Raw genomic sequence first — 25,465 nt, 5'->3', positions numbered from 1 at the left:
GATATTCGTACAGGCAGCGCCTCAGAAGCGCTTGGTCACGGTGCCGACAATCTGGCGCCCTTCGGCGAAGAAGCAGTTGGCAAGGCCGGTACAGCGCCCCGCATAGCGCTTGTCGAACAGATTGCTGGCGTTGATCGCAAAGCGCCAGCCGGGAAGGTCATAGTGCAGCGTCGCGTCGAACAGCGTCACCGCCGGGCTGGTAAAGGTCGCCGGGATGACGATCCCGCTCGGCGTCGTGACCGTCGCACCGCGCCGCGCGACGACGCCGTTGCTGCTGCTCAGGTGACGGATGCCGATGCCGCCGCCGACGCCGCTGTCATGCGTATAGTCGACGAACAGCGATGCCTTGTGCCGCGGCTGCGCCGCAAGACGACCGCCGACTTCGGCGGGGTTGTTGCTCTCGGTCACCTTCGCATCGAGATAGGTGTAGGAGGCGTTGATCGACAGCTGCTGGCGGATGCGCGCGACGACCTCGAGTTCGAGGCCCTTCGACGTGACTTCGCCGGTCTGGAGCGAGAAGCCGGGATTGGCGTTATCGGGCGTCAGCACGTTGCTCTGGACGATGCGATAGATCGCGCCCGTCGCGAAAATCTTGAAATCGTCGCCCATGTTGCGGCCGTCGAACTTGATCCCCGCCTCGATCTGCTTGCCGACGCTCGGGTCAAAGGCTTCGTTGGCGAAGGTCTGGCCGACGAGCGGCTGGAACGAGGTCGCATAGCTGATGTACGGCGCGATGCCGCTGTCGGTGACCCAGGTCGCGCCCGCGCGCCAGGTGAACTTCTTTTCCTTCACTTCGGGGAAGGCGGCGGCGGTCGCATAATTGTTGATCGTCATCCAGTCGTGGCGCCCCGACAGCGTCAGGATGAGGTTCCCGATATGCGCCTGGTCCTGCAGGTAGAAGCCGGTCTGCTTCAGCCGCTGGTTGGTGAAATCGAACAGCGACGTCGGCGCCGGGATCGGCGTCGCGCTGTACACCGGGTTGAACAGGTCGATGTTCGTCGCGGCGAGGAAGTTGAACGCCGACTGCTCGCGGTAATTGCGATAGTCGAGCCCGGCGAGGACATGATGCTCGATCGCGCCGGTCGCGAACTGCGCGTCGAGACGCGAGTCCACCGCGAACTGCTGGACATCGTCGGCAAAGGGGAAGTTCGAGCGCGTCACCGTGCGATTGTCCGCCGACAGCCCGTTGGCATAGATGATCTGCTGATATTCGCTGTAATCGCTCCAGCGCGCATTCTGCGTGAAGCGCAGCGCCGACGAGAAGCGGTGGGTGAACTCGTAGCCGAGGCTCCACTGCTCGCGGCGGTAATAATTATAATCGGGCTCGCCGAGGTTGACCCCGCGGCGCACCTTGCCGACCGGGTTCGGGACGAGCACGCCGACCGCGGGCAGGAAGCCGTTGGTGTCGCCCTCGACGCGGTCCCACTGATAATAGCCGAGCGCGGTGATCTTCGTATCGGGCCCGATATCGAACGCCACGGCGGGCGCGACATAGGCGCGGCGCGCGGTGACGAAATCAGTCTGGCCGTCGCGGTCGCGATAGAGGCCGGTCAGCCGCGCGCTGAGCCCGTTGGCAAGCTCGCCGGTGACGGTGCCCGCGACCTGCTTGAAATCGTCGGTGCCATATTTGACTTGGATTTCGCCGCCCGTTCGCGTCGAGGGACGGCGGCTGCTGAGGTTGTAGATGCCGCCCGGCGGGGTGGTGCCATAGAGGACGCCCGCGGGGCCCTTCAGGATGTCGACCGCCTCGAAACCATAGAGGTCGACGCCGACGTTCGAAATCGTCGAGCTGACCGGTGCCTGCAGCCCGTCGACATATTGCACGGGGATGAAGCCGCGCAGCGTCAGGAAGTCGAAGCGCAGGTCGGGGCCGTAATTTTCGCCGACGATGCCCGCGGTGTAGCGCACCGCCTGCTGCACATCGACGAAGTTCAGAAGGTCGATCTGGTCGCGCGAGATCACCGACACCGACTGCGGCGTTTCGATCAGCGGCGCGGTCGTCTTGCTCGCGGTGATCGCGCCCGAGGGGACGAAGCGCCGCGCGGTGACGATGATCGCGCCATCGTCCTGCTTCACGGCTTCGACCCCGCCTTCGTCGGTGGTGTCGGCTGCCGGTGCGGTATCCTGCGCGAGCACGGCCGACGGCGCCCACGCCGCCCCCGCCATCAGCAACGCACTGGTGCGAAGGGCGAGCCCCGTAAATCTGCGCATTTCCATACCCCTTAAACTTGATCGGTCCTGCCGATCGCGCTAAAGTAAATGCGAGTGATTTGCAATAAGGGCACGATGGAGCAATCCATCGTTCGGGCCAGAAATCGTTTCAATCGGGCCATCTCGGCGCGCAAAGGGAGCAAACGGTGAGCGACATCGACAGCATCGCGGGGCTCGAAACGATCCTCGGCAAGACGCCGCCCGCGGTCAATCTCAAGGTCATCGACCATATCGATCCGGTCGCGGCGCGCTGGCTCGCCGCGTCGCCATTGATGTTCGCGGGCTTCGCGTCCGCCGACACCGGGATCGCGATCACGCTCGCCGGCGGCACGCCCGGTTTCGCTACCGCCGATCGCGGGGTGCTGGCGATGCCGCTGGACGCGCTCGACGATCCCGCGCTCGCGCAGCCCGGTGCGCGCTTCGGGTCGCTGTTCCTGATTCCCGGCATCGGCGAAACGCTGCGGGTCAACGGCCATGTCGCCGCTGTCGAGGACGGGATCGTGCGCGTTGCGGTCGCCGAATGCTATGGGCATTGCGCCAAGGCGCTGATCCGGTCGGGCTTCTGGGCGGCCGATCCGCAGGCCGCGGCGCCGGCTTCCGCCGCCGATTTCGTCGGTGCGGCGCGCTTCATGGCGCTCGCGACGATCGACGCGGCGGGCGCCGCCGACCTCAGCCCGAAAGGCGATCCGGCGGGATCGATGGCGCATCTTGCGGGCGACCAGCTCTGGTTCGCCGACCGCCCGGGCAACCGCCGCGCCGACAGTTTCCGCAACATCATCGCGCAGCCGCGCATCGCCGCGGCGCTGCTCGTCCCCGGCGCCAGCGAGGTCGCGATCGTGCGCGGCGCGGCGATGCTCACCGACGATGCGACCGCGCGCGCGAGTTTCGAGGTGCAGGGCAAGGTGCCGCAGCTCGCGACGCGCGTCGACGGAGTCGCGATCGAACGGCGCCCCAGCGCGGCACTCGCCCGCGCCAGCCTCTGGCCCGCGACCGCGGCACCCACCGACATCAAGCCGGCAAAGATGTTCGCCGAGCATGTCCGGCTCAACAAGGACAAGGGGATCGGCGCGCGCGTCGCGAGCGCCTTCGTCTCCATCCCCGGGCTGATGCAGAGCAGCCTCGACAAGGATTACAAGACCAACCTCTACTAACGGAACCGCTCGGCATCCCGATCATTTGGACTCCGACTCCGAATGGGAGAGCGAAAGGGAGTGCCATGGCCGCACGCGCCTATTGGAAGGGACAGATCCGCCTCGCGCTGGTGTCGATCCCGGTCGAAATCTACGCGGCGACCCGATCGGGCGCCGCGATCAGCTTTCGCCAGATCCACGAACCGAGCGGCAAGCCGGTCAAATATGAAAAGATCGTGCCCGGCATCGGACCGATCGACACCGACGACATTGTCAAAGGCTACGAGACGTCGAAGGGCAATTATGTCCTGCTCGACGAGGAAGAGATCGAGGCGGTGAAGCTCGAGAGCAAGCGCACATTGGAGCTGCTCCAGTTCGTCGACGCGAACGACATCGACATCCTCTATTATGCCAAGCCCTATTATGTCGTCCCCGCCGACGAACTCGCCGAAGAGGCCTATATCGTCCTTCGCGAGGCGCTGAAGCGCACGAAGAAGGTCGGGCTCGGCCAGCTGTCGGTGCGCGGGCAGGAACAGCTTGTCGGACTGCGTCCTTGCGGCAAGGGGCTTGTCCTCGAAGTGCTGCGCTATGCCGACGAGGTGAACAAGGCGGCCAACTATTTCCGCGATGTCGGCAACGCCAAACCCGACGCCGACCTGCTCGACCTCGCCGAAACGCTGATCGACAAGAAAAGCGGCAAGTTCGACGCGTCGGACTATCACAATCATTATGTCGACGCGCTCAAGCGCGTGATCGCGAAGAAGGCGAAAGCCAAGGGCAAGCGCGTGCTCGAGGATGTCGAGGAACCCGGCCCGATCCATTCGGGCTCGAACGTCATCGACCTGATGGCGGCGCTGAAAGCTTCGGTCGACGGCAAGAAAAAAGCGCCCGCCGCCGAAGCGAAGAAGACCACGGCAAAGAAGGCGCCGCCCCAAAAAGCGCCGGCCAAAAAAACGGCCGAGCGAAAGCGCGCCTGATGGAACTCAACGAGGCGCTGTGGTGGGAAACGATCGACATGCAGGTGCTGCTGCGCCTCGGCGTCGCGACGCTCGTCGGACTGCTGCTCGGACTCGACCGCGAGCTCAAGGGCTATGACGCCGGCCTCCGCACGCACGGGATGGTCGCGCTGAGTTCGTCCTTGATGACCGTCGTCGCGATCGCGCTCTATCACCAGCTCGGCGGCGCCGATTCGTCGATCGACCCGCTCCGGGTAATCGAGGGCATGGCGGCGGCGATCGGCATCATCGCGGCGGGGCTGATCATCGTGAAGGGCGGCGAGGTGCGCAACCTCACCACCGCGGCGCATATCTGGCTGACCGCGGCGATCGGCATCGCCAGCGGCGCGGGCTATTTCGCCGTCGTGTTCATCACCGCCGGGCTGGCGCTGGTGCTTCTCGTCCTGCTGCGGTTCGTCGAACGCCGACTGCCCGAGGTGGAGGATGGGCCCGAGAAAGGCGGGGCCGAAAAGCACGGGCCAAAAGCGGAGGATGGGGATGTCCCGCGCTGACCCCCTCGCCCAATATAACGCCAAGCGCGATTTCAAGCTGACCCCCGAACCCGCGGGCAAGGTCGAAAAGGGGGCCGACAACCGCTTCATCGTCCAGAAGCATGACGCGACGCGGCTCCACTATGATTTCCGCCTCGAAGTCGATGGCGTGCTCAAAAGCTGGGCGGTGACCAAGGGCCCGAGCGCCGACCCCGCCGACAAACGCCTCGCGGTGCGCACCGAAGACCATCCGATGTCCTACGCCGATTTCGAGGGCGTGATCCCCAAGGGCGAATATGGCGGCGGCAGCGTGATGCTCTGGGACCGCGGCACCTGGGCGCCGATCGAGGGCAAGAGCGCGAAGGACATCGAGAAGGGCCATCTCCATTTCACCCTCGACGGGACCCGGATGAAGGGCGAATGGCTGCTTGTGCGGATGAAGCCGCGCCCGGGCGAGAAGCGCGAGAACTGGCTGCTGCGCAAAATCGACGACGCCTATGCGGGCGGCAGCGACGACCTCGTCGGGCGCCAGCTCACCAGCGTCCTCACCGGTCGCAGCATGGCCGAAATCGCGGGCGACGCCGGCGGCGCGCAATCGCTGCAGGACGCGAAGGGCGCGGACTTCGCCAAGAAGATGGCCGATGCCGCGGCGCATAATCGCAGGGTCGCCAAGACGAAGCCCAAAGGCAAACCGCCCAAATTTCGACCACTCCAGCTCGCGACGCTCGTCGATGCCGTGCCCGGCGGCAACGGCTGGTTTCACGAGATCAAATATGACGGCTACCGCGCCGAAATCGCGGCGGCGGGCAGCGACGTGCGCGTCTACACAAGGAACGGCCTCGACTGGACTGACAAGTTCGCGCCGCTCGTCCGCCATATCGCCGCGCTCGACCTGCCCCCCTCGCTGATCGACGGCGAGATCGTCGCCTATGGCAAGGACGGCAACCCCGATTTCTCCTCGCTGCAGGCGGTGCTCAAGCGCGGCCATGGCGCGCAGGACGATGCGACCGACCTCCATTTCTTCGCCTTCGACCTCCTCGAACTCGAGGGAAAAAGCCTCGCCAGGCTCGGCAATCTCGAACGCAAGGAACGGCTCGAAGCACTGCTCCGCGATGCCCGACCTCCGGTCGCGGTCGCCGACCATGTCATCGGCGCCGGCGAGAAGCTCTACACCGCGATGTGCGGCGCGGGACAGGAGGGCATCATCGCGAAACGCGCCGACGCCGCTTATGTCGGCCGCCGCAGCCAAAGCTGGGTGAAGGTCAAATGCACCCGCCGGCAGGAATTCGTCATCGTCGGCTGGAACGCGTCATCGGCAAAGGGTCGCGCTTTCGCGTCGCTGCTTCTCGCGCAGCGCGAGGGTGATACGCTCATCTACAAGGGCAATGTCGGCACCGGCTTCGACGCCGACACGATCGCCGATCTCGCGAAGAAATTCGCGCGGCTCGAGCGCAAGACCGCCCCGCTCGACGTCGACGCCGCCACCGCGCGCAAGGCCCATTGGCTGAAGCCCGAGCTCGTCGCCGAAATCGCCTTCGCCGAATATACCGCGGGCGGATCGGTCCGCCACGCGAGCTTTCTCGGGCTGCGCCACGACAAGGAGGCCAAGGATGTGACCCCCGAGAAGAAGCAGCCCGCCCCCGCACCGGCAAGCGACGTGACGATCAGCAGCCGCGACCGCGTCATCTTCCCCGAGGCGAAGGCGACCAAGGGCGACCTCGCCGATTATTACGCGGCGATCGCACCGGTCATGCTGCCGCATATGGCGCGCCGCCCGATCAGCCTTGTCCGCTGTCCGCAGGGGCGCGGCAAGAAATGCTTTTTCCAGAAACATGACGCAGGCAGCTTCGGCGCGCATGTCCATCACGTCCCTATCAAGGAGAAGAACGGCGGGCATGAGGATTATCTCTATGTCGACGACGCCGACGGCATCCTCGCCTGCGTCCAGATGGGGACGATCGAGTTTCACGGCTGGGCCAGCCATGTCGGCGCGCTCGAAAAACCCGACCGCATGGTGTTCGATCTCGACCCCGACGAAGGCCTCGCTTTCGCCGACGTCAAAAAGGCCGCGCTCGACATCCGCCGCCAGCTCGCCGATATCGGCCTCGTCAGCTTCGCGATGCTCTCGGGCGGCAAGGGCGTCCATGTCGTCGTGCCGGTCGATCCCGGTCACGGCTGGGACGCGCACAAGGATTTTGCGAAACGCTTCGCCGAGGCGCTGAGTCTCGCCGAACCCGACCGCTATGTCGCGACGATGAGCAAGGCGAAGCGCAAGGGAAAGATCTTCATCGACTGGCTCCGCAACCAGCGCGGCAGCACCGCGATCATGCCCTGGTCCGTGCGCGCGCGCGAAGGCGCGCCCGTCGCGGTGCCGATCGGCTGGGACGCGCTCGCCGATGCGACGAAGGCCGGACAGTGGACCATCAAGGATGGCACCGCGTTGCTGGGCCATGCCGCCAGCCCCGACCTCAGGAGCTGGGGCTTCGCCAACCAGCCCCTCCCCGGCATCTGAGTCGCCGCACCGAAATTGGTTAGATTTCTAATAGGCATTAGAATGGGACCAATATATTACCAAAAATACCTATGCGACGTTTTGAACGGGTATAATTTCGCGATGAAACGAGATTGACCGATAAATTGGTCTGTATAAATTCCCCATCAAATCAGCAATCATAGTTGATTGGCACCATGAGGAGGGAATTTGACATGACCAATATGCGCCATTGGCTTGCTTCGGCGAGCATTGGTACGATGCTTTTCGCCGCGGGCGCCGCGCAGGCGCAAACCGCCGCGCCGGCCGCCGACCCCGCCGCCGAGAGCGAAATCGTCGTCACCGGTATCCGCGGATCGATCCGCGAAGCGATCGATGCCAAGCGCGACCTGTCGGTGATCGCCGACGTCGTCACCGCCGAGGATGTCGGCAAATTCCCCGACAAGAATGTCGCCGAAGCGCTCCAGCGCGTCCCCGGCATCGTCGTCAACCGCGAGTTCGGCGAAGGCGAGCGCGTCTCGCTGCGCGGCACCGCGCCGAACCTCACCAAGACCCTCCTCAACGGCCACAGCGTCGCGACCGCCGACTGGTTCATCCTCGACCAGGTCGCCTCGACGCGCAGCTTCAACTATCTGACGCTGCCCGCCGAGATCATCGGCCGCCTCGAAGTCTACAAGAGCCCGCAGGCCGACGTCGAGGAAGGCGGCGTCGGCGGCACGATCAACGTCATCACGCGCAACCCGCTCGACCTCGAACCGCTCACCCTGTCGGCCTCGGCGCAGGCCGCCTATTCGGATCTATCGGGCAAGGTCGATCCGCAGGTGTCGGGGCTCGTCAGCTGGAAGAATGCCGACGAAACCTTCGGCATCCTCGTCGGCGCGATCTACCAGAAGCGCCGCACGCGCCGCGACGGGCTCGAAATCTTCGGCTACCGCTCCTTCCCCGTCGGCGGGGGGCAGAGCGCGCTCGTCCCGACACTGATCGGCTCGACGATGTTCGAACAGGATCGCGAACGCTACGGCGCCAATGTCGGCATCCAGTTCCGCCCGTCGGACGAACTCGAGATCAACATCACCGGCCTCTACTCGCGTTTCAACGCCGACAACTTCAACCAGAATTATATCGCATGGGGCGAGCAGGCGCTCGCCGGCGGCGGCACGATCAGCAATGCCGTGGTCCGCGACGGTGTCGCGGTCTCGGGCAATATCGCTTCGGCGACCGGCGGCACGACGGGCTTCGGCGTCGTCTATGACGCGATCGACCGGCAGGCGGTCGCCAAGACCGTCTCGGCCGATTTTGACCTGACCTGGCGCCCCGTGGACAGCCTCTCGGTGCATTTCAAGGCCGGCTGGACCAAGGCGAACGGCGACACGAGCAACGAGAATTTCATCGAATTCGCCGGCCCCGGCGCCTTCAGCTACGACCTCACCAGCGGTCGCCCCGAGGTCAGCTTCTCGAACCCCAACCCGCTCAACCCCGCGGGCATCCGCCCCGACTTTGCGCGCATCCAGTCGGTGACCAACGACGATGAGGAGAAATATTTCTATCTCGACGTCGAGAAGGAGGTCGAATGGGGTCCGCTCACCGCGCTCAAATTCGGCGTCAAATATACCGACCATGACCGCGTCGCCGAACGCTTCGCGACCAACGGCGGCGTCTTCACGCCGGGCCTCCGCTGCAATGGCGCACCGTGCACCTCGGCCGATTTCGCGACCGGCAGCGGCATGCCCGGCGACTTCCTCGACAATATCGCCTCGCCCGGAACGCTCCGCGATTACTGGCGCGTCGATCCCGCGAAGCTGCGCGCCATCTATGGCGCGTCGACGTCGCCCTCGAACGATCGCTTCCTCGTCCCCGGCAACAGCTATTCGATCAACGAAAAGGCGTGGGGCGGCTATGGCCTCGCCAAATTCGGCGGCGACGGCTGGCGCGGCAATATCGGCGTGCGTGTGATCGAAACGAAGCAGACATCCGACGGCTTCATCATCGGCGGCGCCAATCCGCAGTTCACCAACCCGTTCGGCGGCTTCACCCCGTCGACCGCGAAACGGTCGTACACCGACATCTTGCCGAGCGCGAACCTGTCGGTCGACCTCTCCGATCAGGTCGTGCTGCGCTTCGCCGCGGGCAAGACTGTGACGCGCCCCGACTTCGTCGACATCACCCCCGGCGTCGACCTCAACGGCACGTTGCTGACGGGCCGCGGCGGCGACCCGAACCTCGACCCCTATCGCGCCAACCAATATGATCTGTCGATCGAATGGTATCCCGACAGCGAGACGATCGTCGCGCTCGCCGCCTTCTACAAGGATATCCAATCCTACATCGTCAACACCACCTCGACCGAGACGCTGCCCGGCGTGTTCGTGCCGGGATCGCAGCCCGCGGGCTGCGTCGTGGCACCCGGCGGCAACCCGAACCTGTTCAACTGCCCCTATCAGATCAACCGGCGCAGCAACGGCGACGGCGGGCGCAACCAGGGGTTCGAATTCCAGGTGTCGCGCCCGATCTGGGGCGGCTTCGGCGCGGTCGTGAACTACACCTATTCGGACGCCAAGGCCGACAATGGCGATCCGATCCCGGGCAATTCGAAGCATTCGCTCAACCTGACGGGCTATTATGAGAACGACCTCGTCAGCGCGCGGCTCTCGTACAATTACCGGTCGAAATTCTTCATCGATATCGACCGCGCCGCGCCGCTCAATCAGGCCGCGCTCTCGTCGCTCGACGCGTCGGTCAGCGTCAACATCACCGACAATATCGCGCTCACCGCCGACGCGGTGAACCTGACCAACGAGAAGATCGAGCAATATTCGGGTACCCGCGACCGTCCGCGCGCCATCTATGACAATGGCCGCCAATTCTATGTCGGGGCGCGCCTGAAGTTCTGATCCCTCCCGCGACCGGCATCCGGAACCCCGGATGCCGGTTCGGAGCGCTATCGCGCCGCGGCGCGATAGCGCGTCGGCGCCACGCCGAAGCGCCGCGCAAAGGCCGTCGCGAAATGACTGGGCGAGGCAAAACCCGTCGCCAGCGCGACCTCGGTCACCGGCTCCGCACCATAGCACAGCCGCCGCGCCGCCTCGTCGAGCCGTGCGCGCATCACATATTGCCAGGGCGACAGGCCGAAGGCGTCGTGGAAGGCATCGGTAAAGCGCCGGACATCCATGTCGACCAGCGCGGCGAGCGCGGCCAGATTATGCTCGGCATCGAGCTGCCCGCGCACCGCGTCGGCCAAGCGATTGCGGTCCGATGCCGACAGCGCCCGGTGCCGCGCCGCCCGGTCGCGATATCCGTAGCGCGCCCCCAGATGCCGTTCGACCGCGTCGCCGACTTCGTGCGCCGCCATCCGCGCCAGATCGTCATCGGGCCCGCGAACAAGGTCCGAGAGCCACGCCGCTGCGCGAAAGAGGAATTCGTCGCGATGCTTCACGCGCGCCCCCAGCGGCGTATCGGCGAGAAGCGCCGTCGGCACGCTCAGTTCGACGAACTCCGCGCGCTCGCCCTGCGCCAGCGCGGCATAGCGGCATGCCGCGGGGATCATCCACACATCGCCGCGTTCCGGCATCGCCGGTCCCGACGGCCCGACCGAAAATTCGCAGTCCATCCGGTCGAGCCGACCGCCGAGATGGACGACGACGACATGATGCTCTTCCTCGAAGGCCCAGTCGGTCGGCGAAGCGAGGTTTTCGGTGGCAGCCAGCACACCCAGCCGGCCGATCGTCGCCTGATGCCGGGCGACCACGTCGCGCTGCGATCGCGGCCTGATGCCATCCCAGACGGTTAGGACGTCGCTCAATCACCCACCTTGCGAGTCCCCACGACTCGCCATGACCATTTTCGATAGCTGCGCCGGAATTTGAAAGCGGACAAGGCGAAAGCGGCTTAGCCTTGGGCAAACAAGGACCAAGGAGACAGAAATGGCCGATCACAGCATCAAGGGTAAGACCGTTCTCATCGCCGGTGGCGGCAAGAATCTGGGCGGCCTCATCGCGCGCGACCTCGCCGAACAAGGCGCGAGGGCGATCGCGATCCACTATAACAGCCCCGCCTCGGCCGCCGAGACCGAGGAAACGCTCGCCGCGATCCGCGCCGCGGGCGCCGAGGCCGTGGCCTTTCAGGCCGACCTCACGTCGGCGGCCGCGATGGGAAAGCTGTTCGCCGACACGATCGCGGCGATCGGGCGGCCGGACATCGCGATCAACACCGTCGGCAAGGTGCTGAAAAAGCCCTTCACCGAGATCAGCGAAGCCGAATATGACGAGATGACCGCGGTCAATTCGAAAACCGCCTTCTTTTTCCTCAAGGAAGCCGGCCGCCATGTGAACGACAATGGCAAGGTCTGCACGCTCGTGACCTCGCTGCTCGGCGCCTATACGCCCTTCTACGCCGCCTATGCGGGGACCAAGGCGCCGGTCGAGCATTTCACCCGCGCCGCGTCGAAGGAGTTCGGCGCGCGCGGCATTTCGGTCACCGCGATCGGCCCGGGCCCGATGGACACCCCCTTCTTCTACCCCGCCGAAGAGGCCGACGCACAGGCCTATCACAAATCGGCGGCGGCGCTGTCGGGCCATTCGAAGACCGGGCTCACCGACATCGAGGATATCGTACCGTGGATCCGCATGCTGGTGTCGGACGGCTGGTGGATGACCGGCCAGACGATCCTCGTCAACGGCGGCTACACGACCAAGTGACCCCTCCCCCGGCCGCCGCGCTGCGGCCGGGACAGCCGGACGGACGGCGCACCGCCGCGCCGTCCGTCCTCTTTGCGCCGCGAAGGCCGAGGGCTATGCTCGCGGCCGCCTTTCCAGGGGGGAGAATGTCATGCACATGCTGTTGGTCATCACGGGCGGCGCGGTGCTGCTCGGGCTGTTCCTGCTCTTCGGCCATTTATGGGGCGGCACGCGCCCCGACCTCGCGCTCGCGGCGAAATATTTCATCCCCGTCTGGCTAGCGGTCGCGCTCATCAACATGTGGGTCGGCGTGACGAAAGCCGGCTATTCGGTGCGCGAGGAATTGCCGATCCTGCTCGTCGTCTTCCTGATCCCCGCCGCGCTGGCGGCCGCCGCGATCTGGCGCCTGTCGCGATGAACGGCGCGCCGCCGGCGGCCGTGGAACACTGACCCCGCGGCGGCGGCGCCTCCGCCGTCAGAAGCGTCCTTCGAAGGTCAGCCCGATCATCCGCGGTTCGCCGAACAGCGCCTGCATCCGGCCGCCATTTTCATATTGATAGTCGAAATATTTGTCGTCGAAGATGTTGGTGGCGACCAGATAGGCGCCGAAATTCTCGGTGCCATAGCCGATCTTCGCGTTGACCAGCGTGCGACCCGGCACGTTGCGGCCGCCGCTCTGGTCGCGGATATCCTGAAACTGCGGGCCGCGATAATTGACGTTGAGGTTGGCGCTGAAACCCGACGGATGACGCCAGTCGAGCCCCGCCGCCCATGTCCAGCGCGGCGCATTGGCAAACTCGAACCCCGACAGGTCGAGCACCTGACCGTTGCTCGTCTGGAAATCGAGGAACTTGCTGTTGGCATAGCCGACCGAGCCATAGACGTTGAGCCGGTCGGTGACGTCGAAATCGCTCTCGACCTCGAAGCCCCAGACGCGCGAACTGCCCGCATTCTGCGTCTCGTAATCATAGACATTGTCCGACAGCTGGACATAGACCTGCTGGTCCTTCCAGTCGACGTAGAAGGCGTTGGCGTTGAGCGTCAGCCGCCGATCGAGCCATTGCGTGCGCAGCGACAGCTCGTAATTCCATGTATATTCGGGGTCGTAGACATGCGTCGTCGCGCGGCCGGGATTCACCCCGCTGCCGCCCGAACGATAGCCGCGCTGGACGATGGCGGAGAGCGTCTTGTCGGGCGCAATCTCCCACGACACCCCGCCCTTCGGCAGGAAGGCCTTGTACGTCGTCGTCGATTCGGGCCCGACGCTGTTCGCATCGGCGACCTGCTGGCGCAGCAGCCCGTTGATCGTCTGCACGATCCCCGCGATCAACGGATCGAACAGCGGGTTGGCGGGATCGGGCAGCACGGTATTGAGGACGACAACATTGTCGTTCGCGACCTTCTGCCGCTCGTGATCGTAGCGGAAGCCCGCGAGCAGTTTCAGCCCCGGCACGACTTCCCAGCTCGCATCGCCGAACAGCGCCATCGTCTCGACGTCGACCGCGTAGCGCTGGTCCGACGAGATGAAGATGCGCGGCGGGTAGAGCGCACGCGCCTGCTGCGCAAAGAAGAGCGCCTGGTCGGCGGGCAGCCCGAACTGGCTCTGGAGCAGCGCCGCAACCTGCGGCGTCAGCCCGAGGTCGGCGTCGGGGTCGAGGCTGAAGGTGCTGTTCGAATCCGACGCGGGGTTCTTCTGGCGCGAATAATAGCCGCCGATCAGCCCCTGCAGCGGCCCGCTGTCGAAGGTCAGCCGCAATTCCTGGCTGTAGATTTTCTGGTTGGTCGCAAAATCGCCATAGGCCTCGTCCTCGGCGCGGAGTTCGCCATCATAGGTCGAAAAGGTCTTGAGGTGATTATAGGTGCTCACCGACGACAGCGTGAAGACGTCGCTGACGGGCAGCGACACATCGAGGGTGAAAAGGTCGGCGCTCGTCCGCGTGAAGGTCGGCCGGTTGGCGAGAACATAGCGGTCGTTCCATGCACCCGGCACGTCGCTGAACACATAGCCGCGCCCGTCGTTGCCGAAATGGCGGTCGTAGAGATACGACGCCTTGATCTGCACGCCCTCGGCGCCCGCCGGGGTGAACAGCAATTTGGCGCGCACGACATCGCTGCGCGTCTTCGCATAATTGCCGCCGGTCAGCCGGTTCTTGATCAGCCCGTCGCCGCGCGCGAGTTCGCCCGCGACGCGAAACGCCAGCACATCGTCGACGATCGGCCCGCCGACCGCGCCGGCAAGGCGATATTCGCCGTCGGCGTCGGTGATCATCGCGCGCGCCTTGCCGCGCCAGTCGAAGCTGGGGTCGGCGGTCTTGAGGATGATCGCGCCCGCGAGTGCATTGCGCCCCTGCAGCGTCGATTGCGGCCCGCGCAATATTTCGGCCTGCTCGAGATCCCAGAGGTCGAGCGGCCCGCCCGCCGCCGCCTCGCTCGGCAGCGGCGATCCGTCGAGATAGATGGTCGCAAGGTCGCCGAAACCATAGCCCGAGACATTCTTGTTCGAAATGCCGCGAATGTTGAACCCCGACTCGGCAAAGCTCGACGCGACGTTCGCGGTGCGATCGATCAGGTCATAGACGCTGACGAGATTCTGTCGGTCGATATCCTCGGCAGTATAGACTTTCACGCTTTCGGGCGTGTCCTGCAGCGTGCGGTCGAATTTCAGCCCGGTGACGACGATCTCGCCCGCCTCGCCGGCATCGCCCGCCTCCGCAGCGTCGATCGCGGCCTCCGCCGCATGAGCCGGCATCGCCGCTCCGGCCAGCAGGGCAACGAGCATCGGCCTGAAAATCTTGGTCATTGCGAAGGACTCCCCATGTCGCTATCGAGCGGGGCCGCTATTGCTATTGCGAATGCGAGTCAATAGTGAGGTCGCAAAGGGGGACAAGATGGAAGACAGCGCGCCGCTCATACCGGCCTTGCTGGCATTGGTCGGTGCGGGCACCGGCGCATGGATGCTGCGCAAGAGCTGGGGATCGAAAGACAAGGCGAACCGCGGTTGGCTGGTCGGCGGCTGGCTGCTGATCGCCGCCTCCTTCATCCGCCCGATGCTCGCGCTCGGCAGCGTGCGCGGCTTCTTCATCGCGCTCGCGCTCGTCTCGACCGCCGCGCTCGGCGTCGTCGCCGCAAACTATACCGTGCGGCAGGCAAAGGCGCGCGCAGCGCGCGAAAGCCTCGCCCCCGAACCCTCCAACCGCGCGACCACCAAGGGACGCGAGACGCTGCGCTGGCTGCTCGCGGGCCCGATCGGCATGATCGCCGCGATGGGCGTCGGCATCGCCTGGGCCGCACTCGTCCCCGGCGAGCAGCAGACGCGGCTTGTTGTCGGCGGGCTCATCGTCCCCGTCGCCTGGGGGGCGTGCATGGCGTGGACGCTCGCCGACAACCGCATCCTCCGCGCGACCGCCGTGCTCACCGGCGTCGCCCTCATCAGCTTCACCGCCGCCATCGTGAAGGGTTTCGCATGACCGCCGCCACCCCGAAGCCCCCGCGGCCCGCGAAGAAAAAGGATCTGATGTCGCGCATCCCCGCGGGCTTCGTCCGCGCGGTGCTGCGCGGGCACAGCAGCCTCGGCCTCGCCTTCGCCGCGCTCATCTATCTCATCTGCCTGTCGGGCAGCATCGCGGTCTTCGCGCACGAATTCCAGCGCTGGGAAAGCGCGGCCGCCCCGCAGCTCACCGAAGCGAGCCCCGACGCCGTCCAGACCGCGTTCGAGGGCGCGATCGCCGCGGGCGGCCCGGGGGTCGAGCATGTCTATATCACGCTCCCCACCAGTGATTTCCCGCGCCTCCTCCTCTATGTCGACGCCGACGAGGATCGGCAGTTCCTCGCCGACGCGCAGGGGAAGATCGCGCCCGGCGGCGAGGCGGCGTGGACCGAATTCATCACGCGCCTCCACATCAACCTCCACCTGCCGCGCACATGGGGCGGCTTCCTCGTCGGGCTGATCGGCGTCGCTTTGCTCTCGTCGCTCATCTCGGGCATCCTCGCGCACCCGCGCATCTTCCGCGACGCCTTTCACCTCCGGCTCGGCGGGTCGCAGCGGCTGCAGGAAGCCGACCTCCACAACCGCCTCGGCGTCTGGGCGCTGCCCTTCCACATCCTCATCTCGCTCTCCGGCGCCTTCCTCGGGCTCACGACGATCATCGTCGGCGTGCTCGGCATGGCGATGTTCAACGGCGATGTGAACAAGGTCTACGCGCTCTTCATCCCCGCCCCGCCGGTCGACGACCCGCGCCCCGCGCCGGTGCTCGACCTTCGCCCCATGTATGCCAAGCTGCCGCAGGACGGCGGCCGCCTCACCTATATCTTCACCGAACATCCGACCGAGATGGGCGGCGCGGCGCTGTTCAACGTCGAACAGCCGAACCGCATGGCGGGGGTCGACAGCTATGCCTTCCGCCGCGACGCGAGCATCTACAGCCAGCAGAAGGCGGTCGACAACAATCTCGGCGAGGATCTGCTCGGCGGCATGGGCCAGCTGCATTTCGGCTGGTTCGGCGGCGGGATCGTCAAGATCGTCTATTTCGCGCTCGGGCTCGGCCTCACCTATCTCGCCGCGAGCGGAGTGAACATCTGGCTCGCGCGCCGCCGCGACAAGGGCCGACCGGCGCCGGGGTGGGAACGCGCCTGGGCCGCGACCGTCTGGGGTCAGCCCGCGGGCATCGCCGCCGCCGCCGTCGCCGGCCTCGCCCTCGCGAGCGCTCCCGCCGCGATCGGCGCGTGGCTCGCCGTCAGCCTGCTTTTCCTCGCCGCCGCGATCCGCCTCCCCGCGACACGCCTCTCGACGCTCGGGCGCATCGCGACCGCCGCGCTGACCCTCGCCGCCGCCGCGACGCACTTTGCGCTACGCGGCGGCCTCAACAGCGCCGACCCCGTCGCGTGGATCGTCAACCTGAGCCTGATCGCAGCGGGCGCGGCGCTGCTGTTGCCCGAACTTCGGATGCGTCGGAACAAGGCCGACCCGGCAACCGCCGCCGCCTGATCGATCCTCCATCGCGCAGCGATGGTGGAGGGGCACGACGCCATCCTTGAACGATATCGGTTCCGTGTCCCCGCGAAGGGTGTCGGGAGTCCCGCGCCTCCCGACACGACCCATCTCCCGTCGGTTCGGAACGGCACCGGCAGGAGATAGGCTCCCGCCTTCGCGGGAGCGCATTGTTTTTCACTAAAGATGATCGCGTCACGCCCGGAACTGCGACCTCCCTATCGCTCCGTCACGGCGAGGAGGATCATTCCGTCCCGCCCTCCGCCGCCTTCGCCTTCCGCCGCTGCCGCCACGACGGCACTGTCTTCACCGCGGCCACCCCGTCATCCATCGCGGGCGTCAGCGGCACCGCCGGCACGCGCTCGCCGCGCGCCTCGGCCGCCTCGATCCACGCCAGATAGCCCTCTGGAATATCGCCCCCCGCGCTCACCCAATCGGCCTCGCCCGCAAAGCGCTGCACCGGCTCGGCATCCACAGGCGCACCCTCATACATTTGCAGCGGCCCATGATAGGGCGTGTCATACTCGCGCAGCTGCACCAGCTCGACGCCCGGATCGTCCAGCTGCATCGCAGTCGCCTCGATCCCGCCCTCGTCGACCGCCGCGATCAGCGCGCGCTGCCGCTCGGCGAGCGCGTGCAGCGCCGCCCCGATCTCGGCCTGCGCCTGATCGTCGAGCGCCACCCCGTCGAACCCGCCCAGCAGCGCCGCCGCCGCATCCTGCCCCGCCACCGGATCGCCCGCGCCCGCACCGCCATGGATCACCGTCCGCACCGTCGTCGCCGAGGTCTCGGCCATCGCGCCCGCCGCGGCGCCCGAAGCACCACCCTCGCCAGCCCCGGCGACCGCAGCGCCCGCCCCTGCACTGGCGCGCGTCGAGAAATAGTTGATCGTCGTCCGCTTGCCGCCCGCATCCTGCCCGTAATGGCGGAGGCAAAACATCAGCAGCGCGTCATTGTGCCGCCGCCGGAACCCCATCAGCTTGCCCGCGACAAAGACGGGCACCAGATAGCCGTCGATCGCGCGTTCGAACGCAATATCCTTCAGCCGCGCGACCCCGAAATCGAGCGCCGCCTCCCACGCCCGCCGAAAGCTTTCCGCACCGGGCGCGCGCCGCAGCGTATAACAATTCGCCTGCGCCATATTCACCATCGCCGCCGCGCGGCTGACCGACCCGGTATCGGCAAGCGCCCCGATAAACGCCTTCTGCCGCTCGGGCGTCCACCCGTCGTGCCGATATTTGCGCGGCACCGGCGTAAAGTCGGGCAGCGGCGGCCGCGCCTCGGCCGCGATCGGTGTCCGGTTCTGCATGATATGCCCTCCTGTCCGCCAAACCGGACAGGATATGACTTAGCGGGGGAATGTAGGAAAGGGGCTTTGTTTACATTTTGTTCTTGCGCTCTGGGACTCTTCCTGGCATTTTGCCAAAAATCGACCCAGAGGAGAAAATTGTGACCGAAAATCGCCCTTTCAACGAATTTCGGCAACGCCTTGGTATGTCGGTCGATGAAGTAGCCCAAGAGCTGGAATGCGACATCAGCACTGTGTATCGTTGGGAGCGCGGTGAAACTGCACCGAAAGCGCATATCTACCGTTCGCTGGAAATGATCGGCAGCCTCAAGCCCAAATCTGTTCAGGACGCGCCCACGGGGGATCTGTCGTTCCGTTTTATCGATCTGTTCGCCGGAATTGGCGGGCTGCGGATCGGCTTCCAGGGCATTGGTGGCCACTGCGTTTTCACGTCCGAATGGGACAAGAATGCGCAAGAAACCTATCGGAAGAACTTCCGGGACAATCACGAGCTTCACGGGGATGTTCGGCAATATTCAGAAAATCCGAACCTGATCCCGGATCACGACGTCTTGCTCGCCGGTTTTCCTTGCCAGCCATTTTCTATTGCCGGCGTGTCGAAGAAGAATGCTCTCGGTCGCCCTCACGGCTTTCTGTGCGACACGCAAGGCACGCTGTTTTTCGACACTGCGCAAATTATTGCCCATCATCGGCCGGCAGCGTTCGTGTTGGAAAATGTAAAGAATCTTGAGAGTCACGATAGCGGCAAGACGTTTGCAACGATCATGAACGTGCTCGAAAACGAGTTGAAGTATAAGGTGCAAGCGAAAGTTATCAGCTCAACGCCTTGGGTTCCGCAAAAGCGCGAGCGTATTTTCATTGTGGGGTTTCGGGATAAGACGGACTTCAATCTGAAGGCGCTCGAAATCCCCGACGCATCGGAGGGGCCAAAGCTTGGCAGCATTCTGGAACGACACGAGGACGTAGACCCGAAGTACACGCTCACGCCGCGCCTTTGGGAATATCTGCAAAAGTACAAGGAGAAGCACACCTCGAAGGGAAACGGGTTTGGATACAGCCTTTTCGGCCCCAACGATGTCGCCCGGACCCTTTCAGCTCGCTACTACAAAGACGGCTCGGAAATTCTTATTGATCAGCCCGGCGAACGTCCTCGCCGGCTTACCCCGATAGAATGTGCCCGCTTGATGGGCTTTGATCGCGGTGAAAGACGTTGGCAGATTGGAGTCTCGGACACCCAAGCCTATCGCCAGTTCGGAAACGCCGTCGTGGTTCCGGTGGTCGAATTTCTCGCCAATGCAATGAAACCATATTTGGCAACGGCACTCGCTGGTCGCGAAAGACTTCCGGAAGAATCTGCTCCTGACGCGCCCCAAGGGCGACCGATGGCAGAAGCCGATGGTTGATGTCGTAACCCCGGAGGTGCGCAGCCGGATGATGGCTGGCATCCGGGGTAAGAACACCAAACCGGAAATGCTGATCCGCAGGGGGCTCCATCGCCTGGGCCTCCGCTTTCTTGTCCACGACAAGCGTCTGCCAGGAAAGCCGGACCTGGTATTTCCTAGGTGGCGGGCGACAATTTTCGTCAACGGATGCTTTTGGCATGGACACGACTGTCGACTTTTCAAACTTCCTTCCACGCGAACCGAGTTTTGGCGGAACAAAATCAGCGCAAACCAAAAGCGTGACCAAGCCGCCATAAGAATGCTCGAAGAGAAGGGTTGGCGGACACTGACAATCTGGGAATGCCAAATCAAAGGGCGATCTGCAGAAGAAATCAAATCTGTTTTACAGCTTTGCAGGAACTGGTTGACCGACGAACCCGTTTCGGCTCACCAATAAGACCATGAAGCGAGGGCATCTTTCCGAATATTTTTCCGGCATCGCAGTAAAGCAGCTGAGCGCCGTCGAAACGCGGCCCGCTACGTCGAACCAGCATGAATTCAATGCCTCGACTGAATTGAAGAAGCTGCTTGGCGAAGACGACCAGAAGGATATCCCGACCAAGTTCCTATGGATCGGGCATGAGCAGGAAACCGTCGAGTCTGAGGGTTTCGTAACGTGGTATGATGCGCGACGACGCCACCCGACGCGCTCGGAATATCGACTCTATTACCCTAGCAACGACGTGACGGCGATGATGGATGAAGGCGATGCCTTCTTCTTGGCCAAGCGCAAGAACGATGATTGCCTCGTCATCATCACGCCCAGCGACAGCACGATGTACAACCAACTCCTCTGGTTGTTCGGAATCGACGTCCAATCCCAGTTCCAGTTCAACTATCAGCAAGTCGGCGGCAACTCGGACGCCGAGTTGGATTTCGTCAGCCGTTTCATTCTTGAAGCGCTGGAAATTGATCCGGAGGAACCGGAAGAAGCGGACCTCGACCGGCTGATCGAGCCTTTCGGCCTTTCGATGCCCAAGGCCCGCCTTCTCTCTGAGCTGGCCCGGAGTTCCCTCGACCTCCCCTACGTGCGTCAAGAGCCCGACTTGGCTTTGATGGTGTGGATGGAACGCGAGGATCAGCTATTCCGGCGCCTTGAAAGAAAGATTGTCGCCGAACGTTTGCGTACTGGCTTCCAGACTGATGGCGGCGAAGATGTTGATGGCTTCATAGCCTTTTCGCTGAGCGTTCAAAACCGTCGCAAATCGCGGGCAGGCTTGGCTCTCGAAAGCCATATCGAAGCGCTGCTGAAAGCCTTTGACGTCCATTATTCCCGCGGCGCTATCACCGAAAATGGCAACAAGCCCGATTTCCTGTTTCCCGGCGCCATCCAATATGCCGACAAAGCCTTTCCAGCAGATCTGCTAACGATGCTCGGCGCAAAATCGACACTGAAGGAACGCTGGCGCCAAGTGCTTTCGGAAGCGGAGCGGATCGAGGTCAAACATTTGCTTACCTTGGAACCAGGCATTTCGGTGAAGCAAACGGCCGAAATGCAAGCCAAGCAGCTTCAGCTGGTACTGCCCCGGATTCTGCACACTACTTACAAGGCCGAACAGCAGGCTTGGCTAATGGACGTTTCGGACTTCATTAGGCTGGTTCAGTCTCGGCAAGTTTGAACATTCACCCAACCTCCCGCCACTCCCCCAGCCCCAACTCGCCAATCTCCCACCCCCCGATCCGCCAGCGCACCAGCCGCAGCGTCGGATAGCCGACCGCCGCCGTCATTCGGCGGACCTGGCGGTTGCGGCCTTCGGTGATCGTGAGTTCGATCCAGCTGTCGGGCACGCTCTTGCGGTATCGCACCGGCGGGTCGCGGTCCCAGAGCTGCGGCGGGTCGATGCGGCGGACGGTTGCGGGGCGCGTCGGGCCGTCGTTCAGCGTGACGCCGCGGCGCAGCGCCGCCAGCGCGGCGTCATCGGGCTCGCCCTCGACCTGCGCGAGATAGGTTTTGGGCATCTTGTGCTTCGGCGACGAAATCCGCGCCTGCAGCGCGCCGTCGTCGGTCAGGATCAACAAACCTTCGCTATCCCGATCCAGCCGCCCGGCCGGATAGACGCCGGGCACGTCGATATAGTCGGACAGCGTCGCGCGCGGGCCATCCGCGCTCGCGGTCATGCCCTTGTCGGTGAATTGCGACAGGACGCCCCACGGCTTGTTGAACAGGATCGTCGTCATGGCATCACACTCCGCGCCACCGCCTCGGCGACCTTGATGCCGTCGACCGCCGCCGACAAAATGCCCCCGGCATAGCCCGCGCCCTCGCCCGCCGGGAACAGCCCCGCGGTGTTCAGGCTCTGAAAACCCTCGCCGCGGGTGAAGCGCACGGGCGAGGAGGTGCGCGTCTCAACCCCCGTCATCACCACGTCGGGATGGTCGTACCCCGCGATCTGGCGCCCGAACACCGGGATCGCCTCGCGCATCGCCTCGACCGCGAACGCCGGCAGGCATTGCGCGAGATCAGTCGGCGTCACGCCGGGGCGATAGGAGGGGATGACGCTGCCGAGCTCGGTCGACGGACGGCCTTTCAGGAAATCGCCGACGCGCTGCGCGGGCGCGCGATAGTTCGAACCGCCCGCGACGAAGGCGAGCGATTCCCAGTGCCGCTGGAAGGCGATGCCCGCGAGCGGATCGCCCGGATAGTCGCGCGCGGGGTCGATCGCGACGACGAAGCCCGAATTGGCGTTGCGTTCGTTGCGCGAATATTGGCTCATGCCGTTGGTCGCGACGCGCCCCTCCTCCGACGTCGCGGCGACGACGGTACCGCCGGGGCACATGCAGAAACTATAGACGGTGCGCCCGTTCTTGCAGTGGTGCGAGATATGATATTCGGCGGCGCCGAGGATCGGATTGCCCGCATCGGCGCCGAAGCGCGAAGCGTCGATCCACGATTGCGGATGCTCGATGCGGACGCCGATCGAAAAGGGCTTCGCCTCGACATGCACCCCCGCCGCCAGCAGCATCGCAAAGGTGTCGCGCGCGCTGTGGCCGATCGCCATGACGACGCGGTCGGCCTCGATATACTCGCCATTGCTCAGGTGCACGCCCTCGACGCGGCGTTCGCCCGCGCCGTCGGTGGCGATATCGAGCCCGTCGACCCTGTGCTGCCAACGATATTCGCCGCCCAGCCCCTCGATCGTCTCGCGCAGGCTTTCGACCATCGTCACCAGCCGGAAGGTACCGATATGCGGGTGCGCCTCGGTCAATATTTCGGGCGGCGCGCCGGCTTTCACGAATTCGGTGAGCACCTTGCGGTCGAGGTGCCGCGGATCCTTGATCCGGCTGTAGAGCTTGCCGTCCGAAAAGGTGCCCGCGCCGCCCTCACCGAACTGGACGTTCGATTCGGGGTGGAGCACGCTGCGCCGCCACAGATCCCACGTATCCTTGGTGCGCTCGCGCACGACCTTGCCGCGGTCGAGGATGATCGGGCGAAACCCCATCTGCGCGAGGATCAGCCCGACGAACAGCCCGCACGGGCCCGCCCCGACGACGACCGGGCGCTTGATGCCCTTCGGCGCCTGCGTGATGAATTTATACGCGGTGTTCGGCGTCTGCTGGACGTTGCGGTCCTTGCGAAAGCGCGCCAGCACCGCGCCCTCGTCCTTCACATTGACGTCGACCGAATAGATCAGCTTGATGTTCGTCTTGTCGCGCGCATCGTTCGCGCGGCGCGCGACGACGTGGCGGATCAACTCGCGCGGCGAAATGCGCAGCCGCTTGCAGATCGCGGCGGGCAAATCCTCCGGCGCATGGTGCAGCGGCAGCGTAAGTTCGGTCAGGCGAAGCATCGCACGCCTGTAATGCGCAAGCCCGCCGGGGGGAACGCCAATCGAAACGGGGTTCGAAAAGAAAAGGGGCGGTCATCGCTGACCGCCCCCTCTTGATCCTTATGCCGCTTCCTTCTTGCGCGACGCCTTCTTGCGCTCGTGCGGATCGAGCAGCGCCTTGCGGATGCGGATATTCTTCGGGGTCACTTCGACCATCTCGTCATCGTCGATGTAAGCGATCGCCTGTTCCAGCGTCATGCGGCGCGGCGGCGTGAGGCGGATCGCGTCGTCCTTGCCCGTCGAACGGAAGTTCGTGAGCTGCTTCGACTTCATCGGGTTGACCTCGAGGTCGTCGGGCTTGGCATTCTCGCCGATGATCATGCCCTCATAGAGCGCCTCGCCCGGCGAGACGAACAGGATGCCGCGCTCTTCGAGCGGACCAAGGGCGTATGCAACAGCTTCGCCATTGCCGTTCGAGATGAGGACGCCGTTCTTGCGGCCCTCGATCACGCCCTTGTACGGGCCGTACTTCTCGAACAGGCGGTTCATGATCCCGGTGCCGCGCGTGTCGGACAGGAATTCGCCATGATAGCCGATCAGGCCGCGCGAGGGGCCCGAGAAGGTGATGCGCGTCTTGCCGCCGCCCGACGGACGCATGTCGGTGAGGTCGGCCTTCCGGATCTGCATCTTCTCGACGACCGTGCCCGAATGTTCGTCGTCGACGTCGATGACGACGGTTTCATAAGGCTCGGTGCGCTTGCCGGCTTCGTCTTCGCCATAAAGCACTTTCGGGCGGCTGATGCCGAGTTCGAAGCCTTCGCGGCGCATCGTTTCGATGAGCACGCCGAGCTGGAGCTCGCCGCGGCCCGCGACGTCGAAGCTGTCCTTGTCGGCGCTTTCGGTGATGCGGATCGCGACGTTCGTTTCGGCTTCGCGCAGCAGGCGGTCGCGGATCATGCGGCTCGTCACCTTGCTGCCCTCGCGGCCCGCCATCGGGCTGTCGTTGACGGCAAAGCGCATCGACAGCGTCGGCGGATCGATCGGCTGCGCGGCGATCGGCTCGCTGACGCTCGTGTCGGCGATCGTGTTCGCGACGGTCGCGTTGGTCAGGCCCGCGATCGCGACGATGTCGCCCGCTTTCGCTTCCTCGACGGGCACGCGGTCGAGCCCGCGGAACGCCAGCAGCTTCGACGCGCGGCCGGTTTCGATGACCTTGCCGTCCATGTCGAGCGCGTGGATCGGCTGGTTGACCTTGACCGTGCCCGACTGGACGCGGCCGGTCAGGATGCGGCCAATGAAGTTATCGCGGTCGAGCAGGGTGGCGAGGAAGGTGAAGGGCGCATCTTCGTCGAGACCCGGGGTCGGGACGTGGCTGACGATCGTCTGGAACAGCGGCGTCAGATCGCCTTCGCGCGCGTCGGGGCTTTCGGAGGCATAGCCGCCGCGGCCCGAAGCGTAGAGAATCGGGAAATCGAGCTGTTCGTCATTGGCTTCGAGCGCGAGGAACAGTTCGAACACTTCGTCGAGCACTTCGGCGGCGCGCGCGTCGCTGCGATCGATCTTGTTGACGACGACGATCGGCTTGAGGCCGAGCGCGAGCGCCTTGCCGGTCACGAACTTGGTCTGCGGCATCGGGCCTTCGGCGGCGTCGACGAGCAGAATGACGCCATCGACCATCGACAGGATACGCTCGACCTCACCGCCGAAGTCGGCGTGGCCCGGGGTGTCGACGATGTTGATGCGCGTCAGGTCGGCGCCTTCGCCCCACTCGACACTGGTGCACTTCGCAAGGATGGTGATCCCGCGTTCCTTTTCGAGGTCGTTCGAATCCATCGCGCGTTCTTCGACGCGCTGGTTGTCGCGGAACGTACCCGACTGGCGGAACAGCTGGTCGACGAGGGTCGTCTTGCCATGGTCGACGTGTGCGATAATCGCAATATTGCGCAAAGACATGCGGAAAGAGCCTTGA

19 protein-coding genes are annotated in these 25,465 nt (G+C 64.7%); 12 read left to right on the top strand and 7 right to left on the bottom strand.

Translation table 11 applies throughout. From position 1 onward, the window contains the following. Positions 1 to 21: 21 nt before the first annotated feature. Complete coding sequence (locus tag VGU00_RS19990; protein WP_327471711.1) at positions 22 to 2,211, bottom strand: TonB-dependent siderophore receptor; 2,190 nt, start codon at positions 2,209 to 2,211, stop codon at positions 22 to 24. 146 nt (positions 2,212 to 2,357) lie between these two features. Here VGU00_RS19990 and VGU00_RS19985 point away from each other — a divergent pair, with 146 nt between their 5' ends. From VGU00_RS19985 to VGU00_RS19965, 5 genes are all read left to right on the top strand, one after another. Beyond that, positions 2,358 to 3,362 carry a pyridoxamine 5'-phosphate oxidase family protein gene (locus VGU00_RS19985; protein WP_327471709.1) on the top strand — a complete coding sequence of 335 codons (1,005 nt, stop codon included), beginning with the start codon at positions 2,358 to 2,360 and terminating at the stop codon, positions 3,360 to 3,362. A 65-nt stretch (positions 3,363 to 3,427) separates the two neighbouring features. After that, positions 3,428 to 4,318, top strand: coding sequence for a Ku protein (locus VGU00_RS19980; RefSeq protein ID WP_327471708.1), 891 nt, complete (start codon positions 3,428 to 3,430; stop codon positions 4,316 to 4,318). After that, positions 4,318 to 4,848 (top strand): MgtC/SapB family protein, encoded by a 531-nt coding sequence (locus VGU00_RS19975; RefSeq protein ID WP_327471706.1) that lies wholly within the window; start codon positions 4,318 to 4,320, stop codon positions 4,846 to 4,848. The genes VGU00_RS19980 and VGU00_RS19975 overlap by 1 nt, the downstream gene beginning before the upstream one ends. Next, positions 4,835 to 7,339, top strand: a complete 2,505-nt coding sequence (ligD, locus tag VGU00_RS19970; protein ID WP_327471704.1) for a DNA ligase D — start codon at positions 4,835 to 4,837, stop codon at positions 7,337 to 7,339. The genes VGU00_RS19975 and ligD overlap by 14 nt, the downstream gene beginning before the upstream one ends. Before the next feature lie 194 nt (positions 7,340 to 7,533). Further along, positions 7,534 to 10,209: a TonB-dependent receptor gene (locus VGU00_RS19965; RefSeq protein ID WP_327471702.1), complete on the top strand. Its 2,676-nt coding sequence runs from the start codon at positions 7,534 to 7,536 to the stop codon at positions 10,207 to 10,209. A 47-nt stretch (positions 10,210 to 10,256) separates the two neighbouring features. Here the strand turns inward: VGU00_RS19965 and VGU00_RS19960 are convergent, their stop codons facing one another. After that, on the bottom strand, positions 10,257 to 11,117 hold the full coding sequence (locus tag VGU00_RS19960) for an AraC family transcriptional regulator (RefSeq protein WP_327471700.1): 861 nt from the start codon (positions 11,115 to 11,117) through the stop codon (positions 10,257 to 10,259). A 121-nt stretch (positions 11,118 to 11,238) separates the two neighbouring features. Here VGU00_RS19960 and VGU00_RS19955 point away from each other — a divergent pair, with 121 nt between their 5' ends. Together VGU00_RS19955 and VGU00_RS19950 are read left to right on the top strand one after the other, a co-directional pair. Then, positions 11,239 to 12,012 carry an SDR family oxidoreductase gene (locus tag VGU00_RS19955; RefSeq protein WP_327471698.1) on the top strand — a complete coding sequence of 258 codons (774 nt, stop codon included), beginning with the start codon at positions 11,239 to 11,241 and terminating at the stop codon, positions 12,010 to 12,012. Positions 12,013 to 12,142: 130 nt separating this feature from the next. Then, complete coding sequence (locus VGU00_RS19950) at positions 12,143 to 12,409, top strand: hypothetical protein (protein WP_327471696.1); 267 nt, start codon at positions 12,143 to 12,145, stop codon at positions 12,407 to 12,409. Between the two features lie 57 nt (positions 12,410 to 12,466). On the opposite strand, the gene VGU00_RS19945 is transcribed toward VGU00_RS19950, so the two are convergent. Then, the gene (locus VGU00_RS19945; protein ID WP_327471694.1) at positions 12,467 to 14,791 is read right to left on the bottom strand and encodes a TonB-dependent receptor; all 2,325 of its coding nucleotides are present in this window, start codon (positions 14,789 to 14,791) and stop codon (positions 12,467 to 12,469) included. Between the two features lie 52 nt (positions 14,792 to 14,843). Here VGU00_RS19945 and VGU00_RS19940 point away from each other — a divergent pair, with 52 nt between their 5' ends. Both VGU00_RS19940 and VGU00_RS19935 read left to right on the top strand, forming a co-directional pair. Then, entirely contained in the window at positions 14,844 to 15,458 is a 615-nt protein-coding gene (locus tag VGU00_RS19940; RefSeq protein WP_327471692.1) for a hypothetical protein, read from the top strand. After that, a complete protein-coding gene (locus VGU00_RS19935; protein ID WP_327471690.1) occupies positions 15,455 to 16,975 on the top strand; it encodes a PepSY-associated TM helix domain-containing protein in 1,521 nt (506 codons plus the stop codon). Before VGU00_RS19940 ends, VGU00_RS19935 begins: the two co-directional genes overlap by 4 nt. A 247-nt stretch (positions 16,976 to 17,222) precedes the next feature. Here VGU00_RS19935 and VGU00_RS19930 read toward each other — a convergent pair whose 3' ends face one another. Further along, positions 17,223 to 18,287: a hypothetical protein gene (locus VGU00_RS19930; protein WP_327471688.1), complete on the bottom strand. Its 1,065-nt coding sequence runs from the start codon at positions 18,285 to 18,287 to the stop codon at positions 17,223 to 17,225. A 140-nt stretch (positions 18,288 to 18,427) separates the two neighbouring features. Here VGU00_RS19930 and dcm point away from each other — a divergent pair, with 140 nt between their 5' ends. Genes dcm through VGU00_RS19915 form a run of 3 tightly spaced genes read left to right on the top strand, consistent with a single transcriptional unit; the run spans position 18,428 to position 21,348 of the window. Continuing rightward, positions 18,428 to 19,690, top strand: a complete 1,263-nt coding sequence (dcm, locus tag VGU00_RS19925; protein WP_327471686.1) for a DNA (cytosine-5-)-methyltransferase — start codon at positions 18,428 to 18,430, stop codon at positions 19,688 to 19,690. Beyond that, the gene (locus VGU00_RS19920) at positions 19,683 to 20,126 is read left to right on the top strand and encodes a very short patch repair endonuclease (protein WP_327471684.1); all 444 of its coding nucleotides are present in this window, start codon (positions 19,683 to 19,685) and stop codon (positions 20,124 to 20,126) included. The genes dcm and VGU00_RS19920 overlap by 8 nt, the downstream gene beginning before the upstream one ends. A 4-nt stretch (positions 20,127 to 20,130) precedes the next feature. Further along, positions 20,131 to 21,348: a type II restriction endonuclease gene (locus tag VGU00_RS19915; protein ID WP_327471682.1), complete on the top strand. Its 1,218-nt coding sequence runs from the start codon at positions 20,131 to 20,133 to the stop codon at positions 21,346 to 21,348. Between the two features lie 4 nt (positions 21,349 to 21,352). On the opposite strand, the gene VGU00_RS19910 is transcribed toward VGU00_RS19915, so the two are convergent. The 3 genes from VGU00_RS19910 to typA all read right to left on the bottom strand — a co-directional run bounded on the left by VGU00_RS19910 (position 21,353) and on the right by typA (position 25,449). Next, positions 21,353 to 21,907 (bottom strand): pseudouridine synthase, encoded by a 555-nt coding sequence (locus VGU00_RS19910; protein ID WP_327471680.1) that lies wholly within the window; start codon positions 21,905 to 21,907, stop codon positions 21,353 to 21,355. After that, a complete protein-coding gene (locus tag VGU00_RS19905) occupies positions 21,904 to 23,517 on the bottom strand; it encodes an NAD(P)/FAD-dependent oxidoreductase (protein ID WP_327471678.1) in 1,614 nt (537 codons plus the stop codon). Before VGU00_RS19905 ends, VGU00_RS19910 begins: the two co-directional genes overlap by 4 nt. Positions 23,518 to 23,616: 99 nt before the next feature. Next, the gene (typA, locus tag VGU00_RS19900; RefSeq protein WP_327471676.1) at positions 23,617 to 25,449 is read right to left on the bottom strand and encodes a translational GTPase TypA; all 1,833 of its coding nucleotides are present in this window, start codon (positions 25,447 to 25,449) and stop codon (positions 23,617 to 23,619) included. Positions 25,450 to 25,465 lie beyond the last annotated feature (16 nt).

It is taken from the genome of Sphingopyxis sp. (genome assembly GCF_035944815.1).
Lineage (GTDB): Bacteria > Pseudomonadota > Alphaproteobacteria > Sphingomonadales > Sphingomonadaceae > Sphingopyxis.
Note: the sequence above shows the minus strand (reverse complement) of the source record. Positions and strands in the feature narration are given on the sequence as shown.

What these genes read in the sequence shown, in the direction of transcription:
- VGU00_RS19935 (WP_327471690.1), top strand. Translation starts at nt 15,455, where the DNA reads ATGACCGCCGCCACCCCGAAGCCCCCGCGGCCCGCGAAGAAAAAGGAT.
- ligD (WP_327471704.1), top strand. Translation starts at nt 4,835, where the DNA reads ATGTCCCGCGCTGACCCCCTCGCCCAATATAACGCCAAGCGCGATTTC.
- VGU00_RS19950 (WP_327471696.1), top strand. Translation starts at nt 12,143, where the DNA reads ATGCACATGCTGTTGGTCATCACGGGCGGCGCGGTGCTGCTCGGGCTG.
- VGU00_RS19940 (WP_327471692.1), top strand. Translation starts at nt 14,844, where the DNA reads ATGCGAGTCAATAGTGAGGTCGCAAAGGGGGACAAGATGGAAGACAGC.
- VGU00_RS19920 (WP_327471684.1), top strand. Translation starts at nt 19,683, where the DNA reads ATGGTTGATGTCGTAACCCCGGAGGTGCGCAGCCGGATGATGGCTGGC.
- VGU00_RS19945 (WP_327471694.1), bottom strand. Translation starts at nt 14,791, where the DNA reads ATGACCAAGATTTTCAGGCCGATGCTCGTTGCCCTGCTGGCCGGAGCG.
- VGU00_RS19965 (WP_327471702.1), top strand. Translation starts at nt 7,534, where the DNA reads ATGACCAATATGCGCCATTGGCTTGCTTCGGCGAGCATTGGTACGATG.
- typA (WP_327471676.1), bottom strand. Translation starts at nt 25,449, where the DNA reads ATGTCTTTGCGCAATATTGCGATTATCGCACACGTCGACCATGGCAAG.
- VGU00_RS19990 (WP_327471711.1), bottom strand. Translation starts at nt 2,211, where the DNA reads ATGCGCAGATTTACGGGGCTCGCCCTTCGCACCAGTGCGTTGCTGATG.
- VGU00_RS19915 (WP_327471682.1), top strand. Translation starts at nt 20,131, where the DNA reads ATGAAGCGAGGGCATCTTTCCGAATATTTTTCCGGCATCGCAGTAAAG.
- VGU00_RS19930 (WP_327471688.1), bottom strand. Translation starts at nt 18,287, where the DNA reads ATGCAGAACCGGACACCGATCGCGGCCGAGGCGCGGCCGCCGCTGCCC.
- VGU00_RS19910 (WP_327471680.1), bottom strand. Translation starts at nt 21,907, where the DNA reads ATGACGACGATCCTGTTCAACAAGCCGTGGGGCGTCCTGTCGCAATTC.
- VGU00_RS19955 (WP_327471698.1), top strand. Translation starts at nt 11,239, where the DNA reads ATGGCCGATCACAGCATCAAGGGTAAGACCGTTCTCATCGCCGGTGGC.
- VGU00_RS19975 (WP_327471706.1), top strand. Translation starts at nt 4,318, where the DNA reads ATGGAACTCAACGAGGCGCTGTGGTGGGAAACGATCGACATGCAGGTG.
- VGU00_RS19980 (WP_327471708.1), top strand. Translation starts at nt 3,428, where the DNA reads ATGGCCGCACGCGCCTATTGGAAGGGACAGATCCGCCTCGCGCTGGTG.
- VGU00_RS19905 (WP_327471678.1), bottom strand. Translation starts at nt 23,517, where the DNA reads ATGCTTCGCCTGACCGAACTTACGCTGCCGCTGCACCATGCGCCGGAG.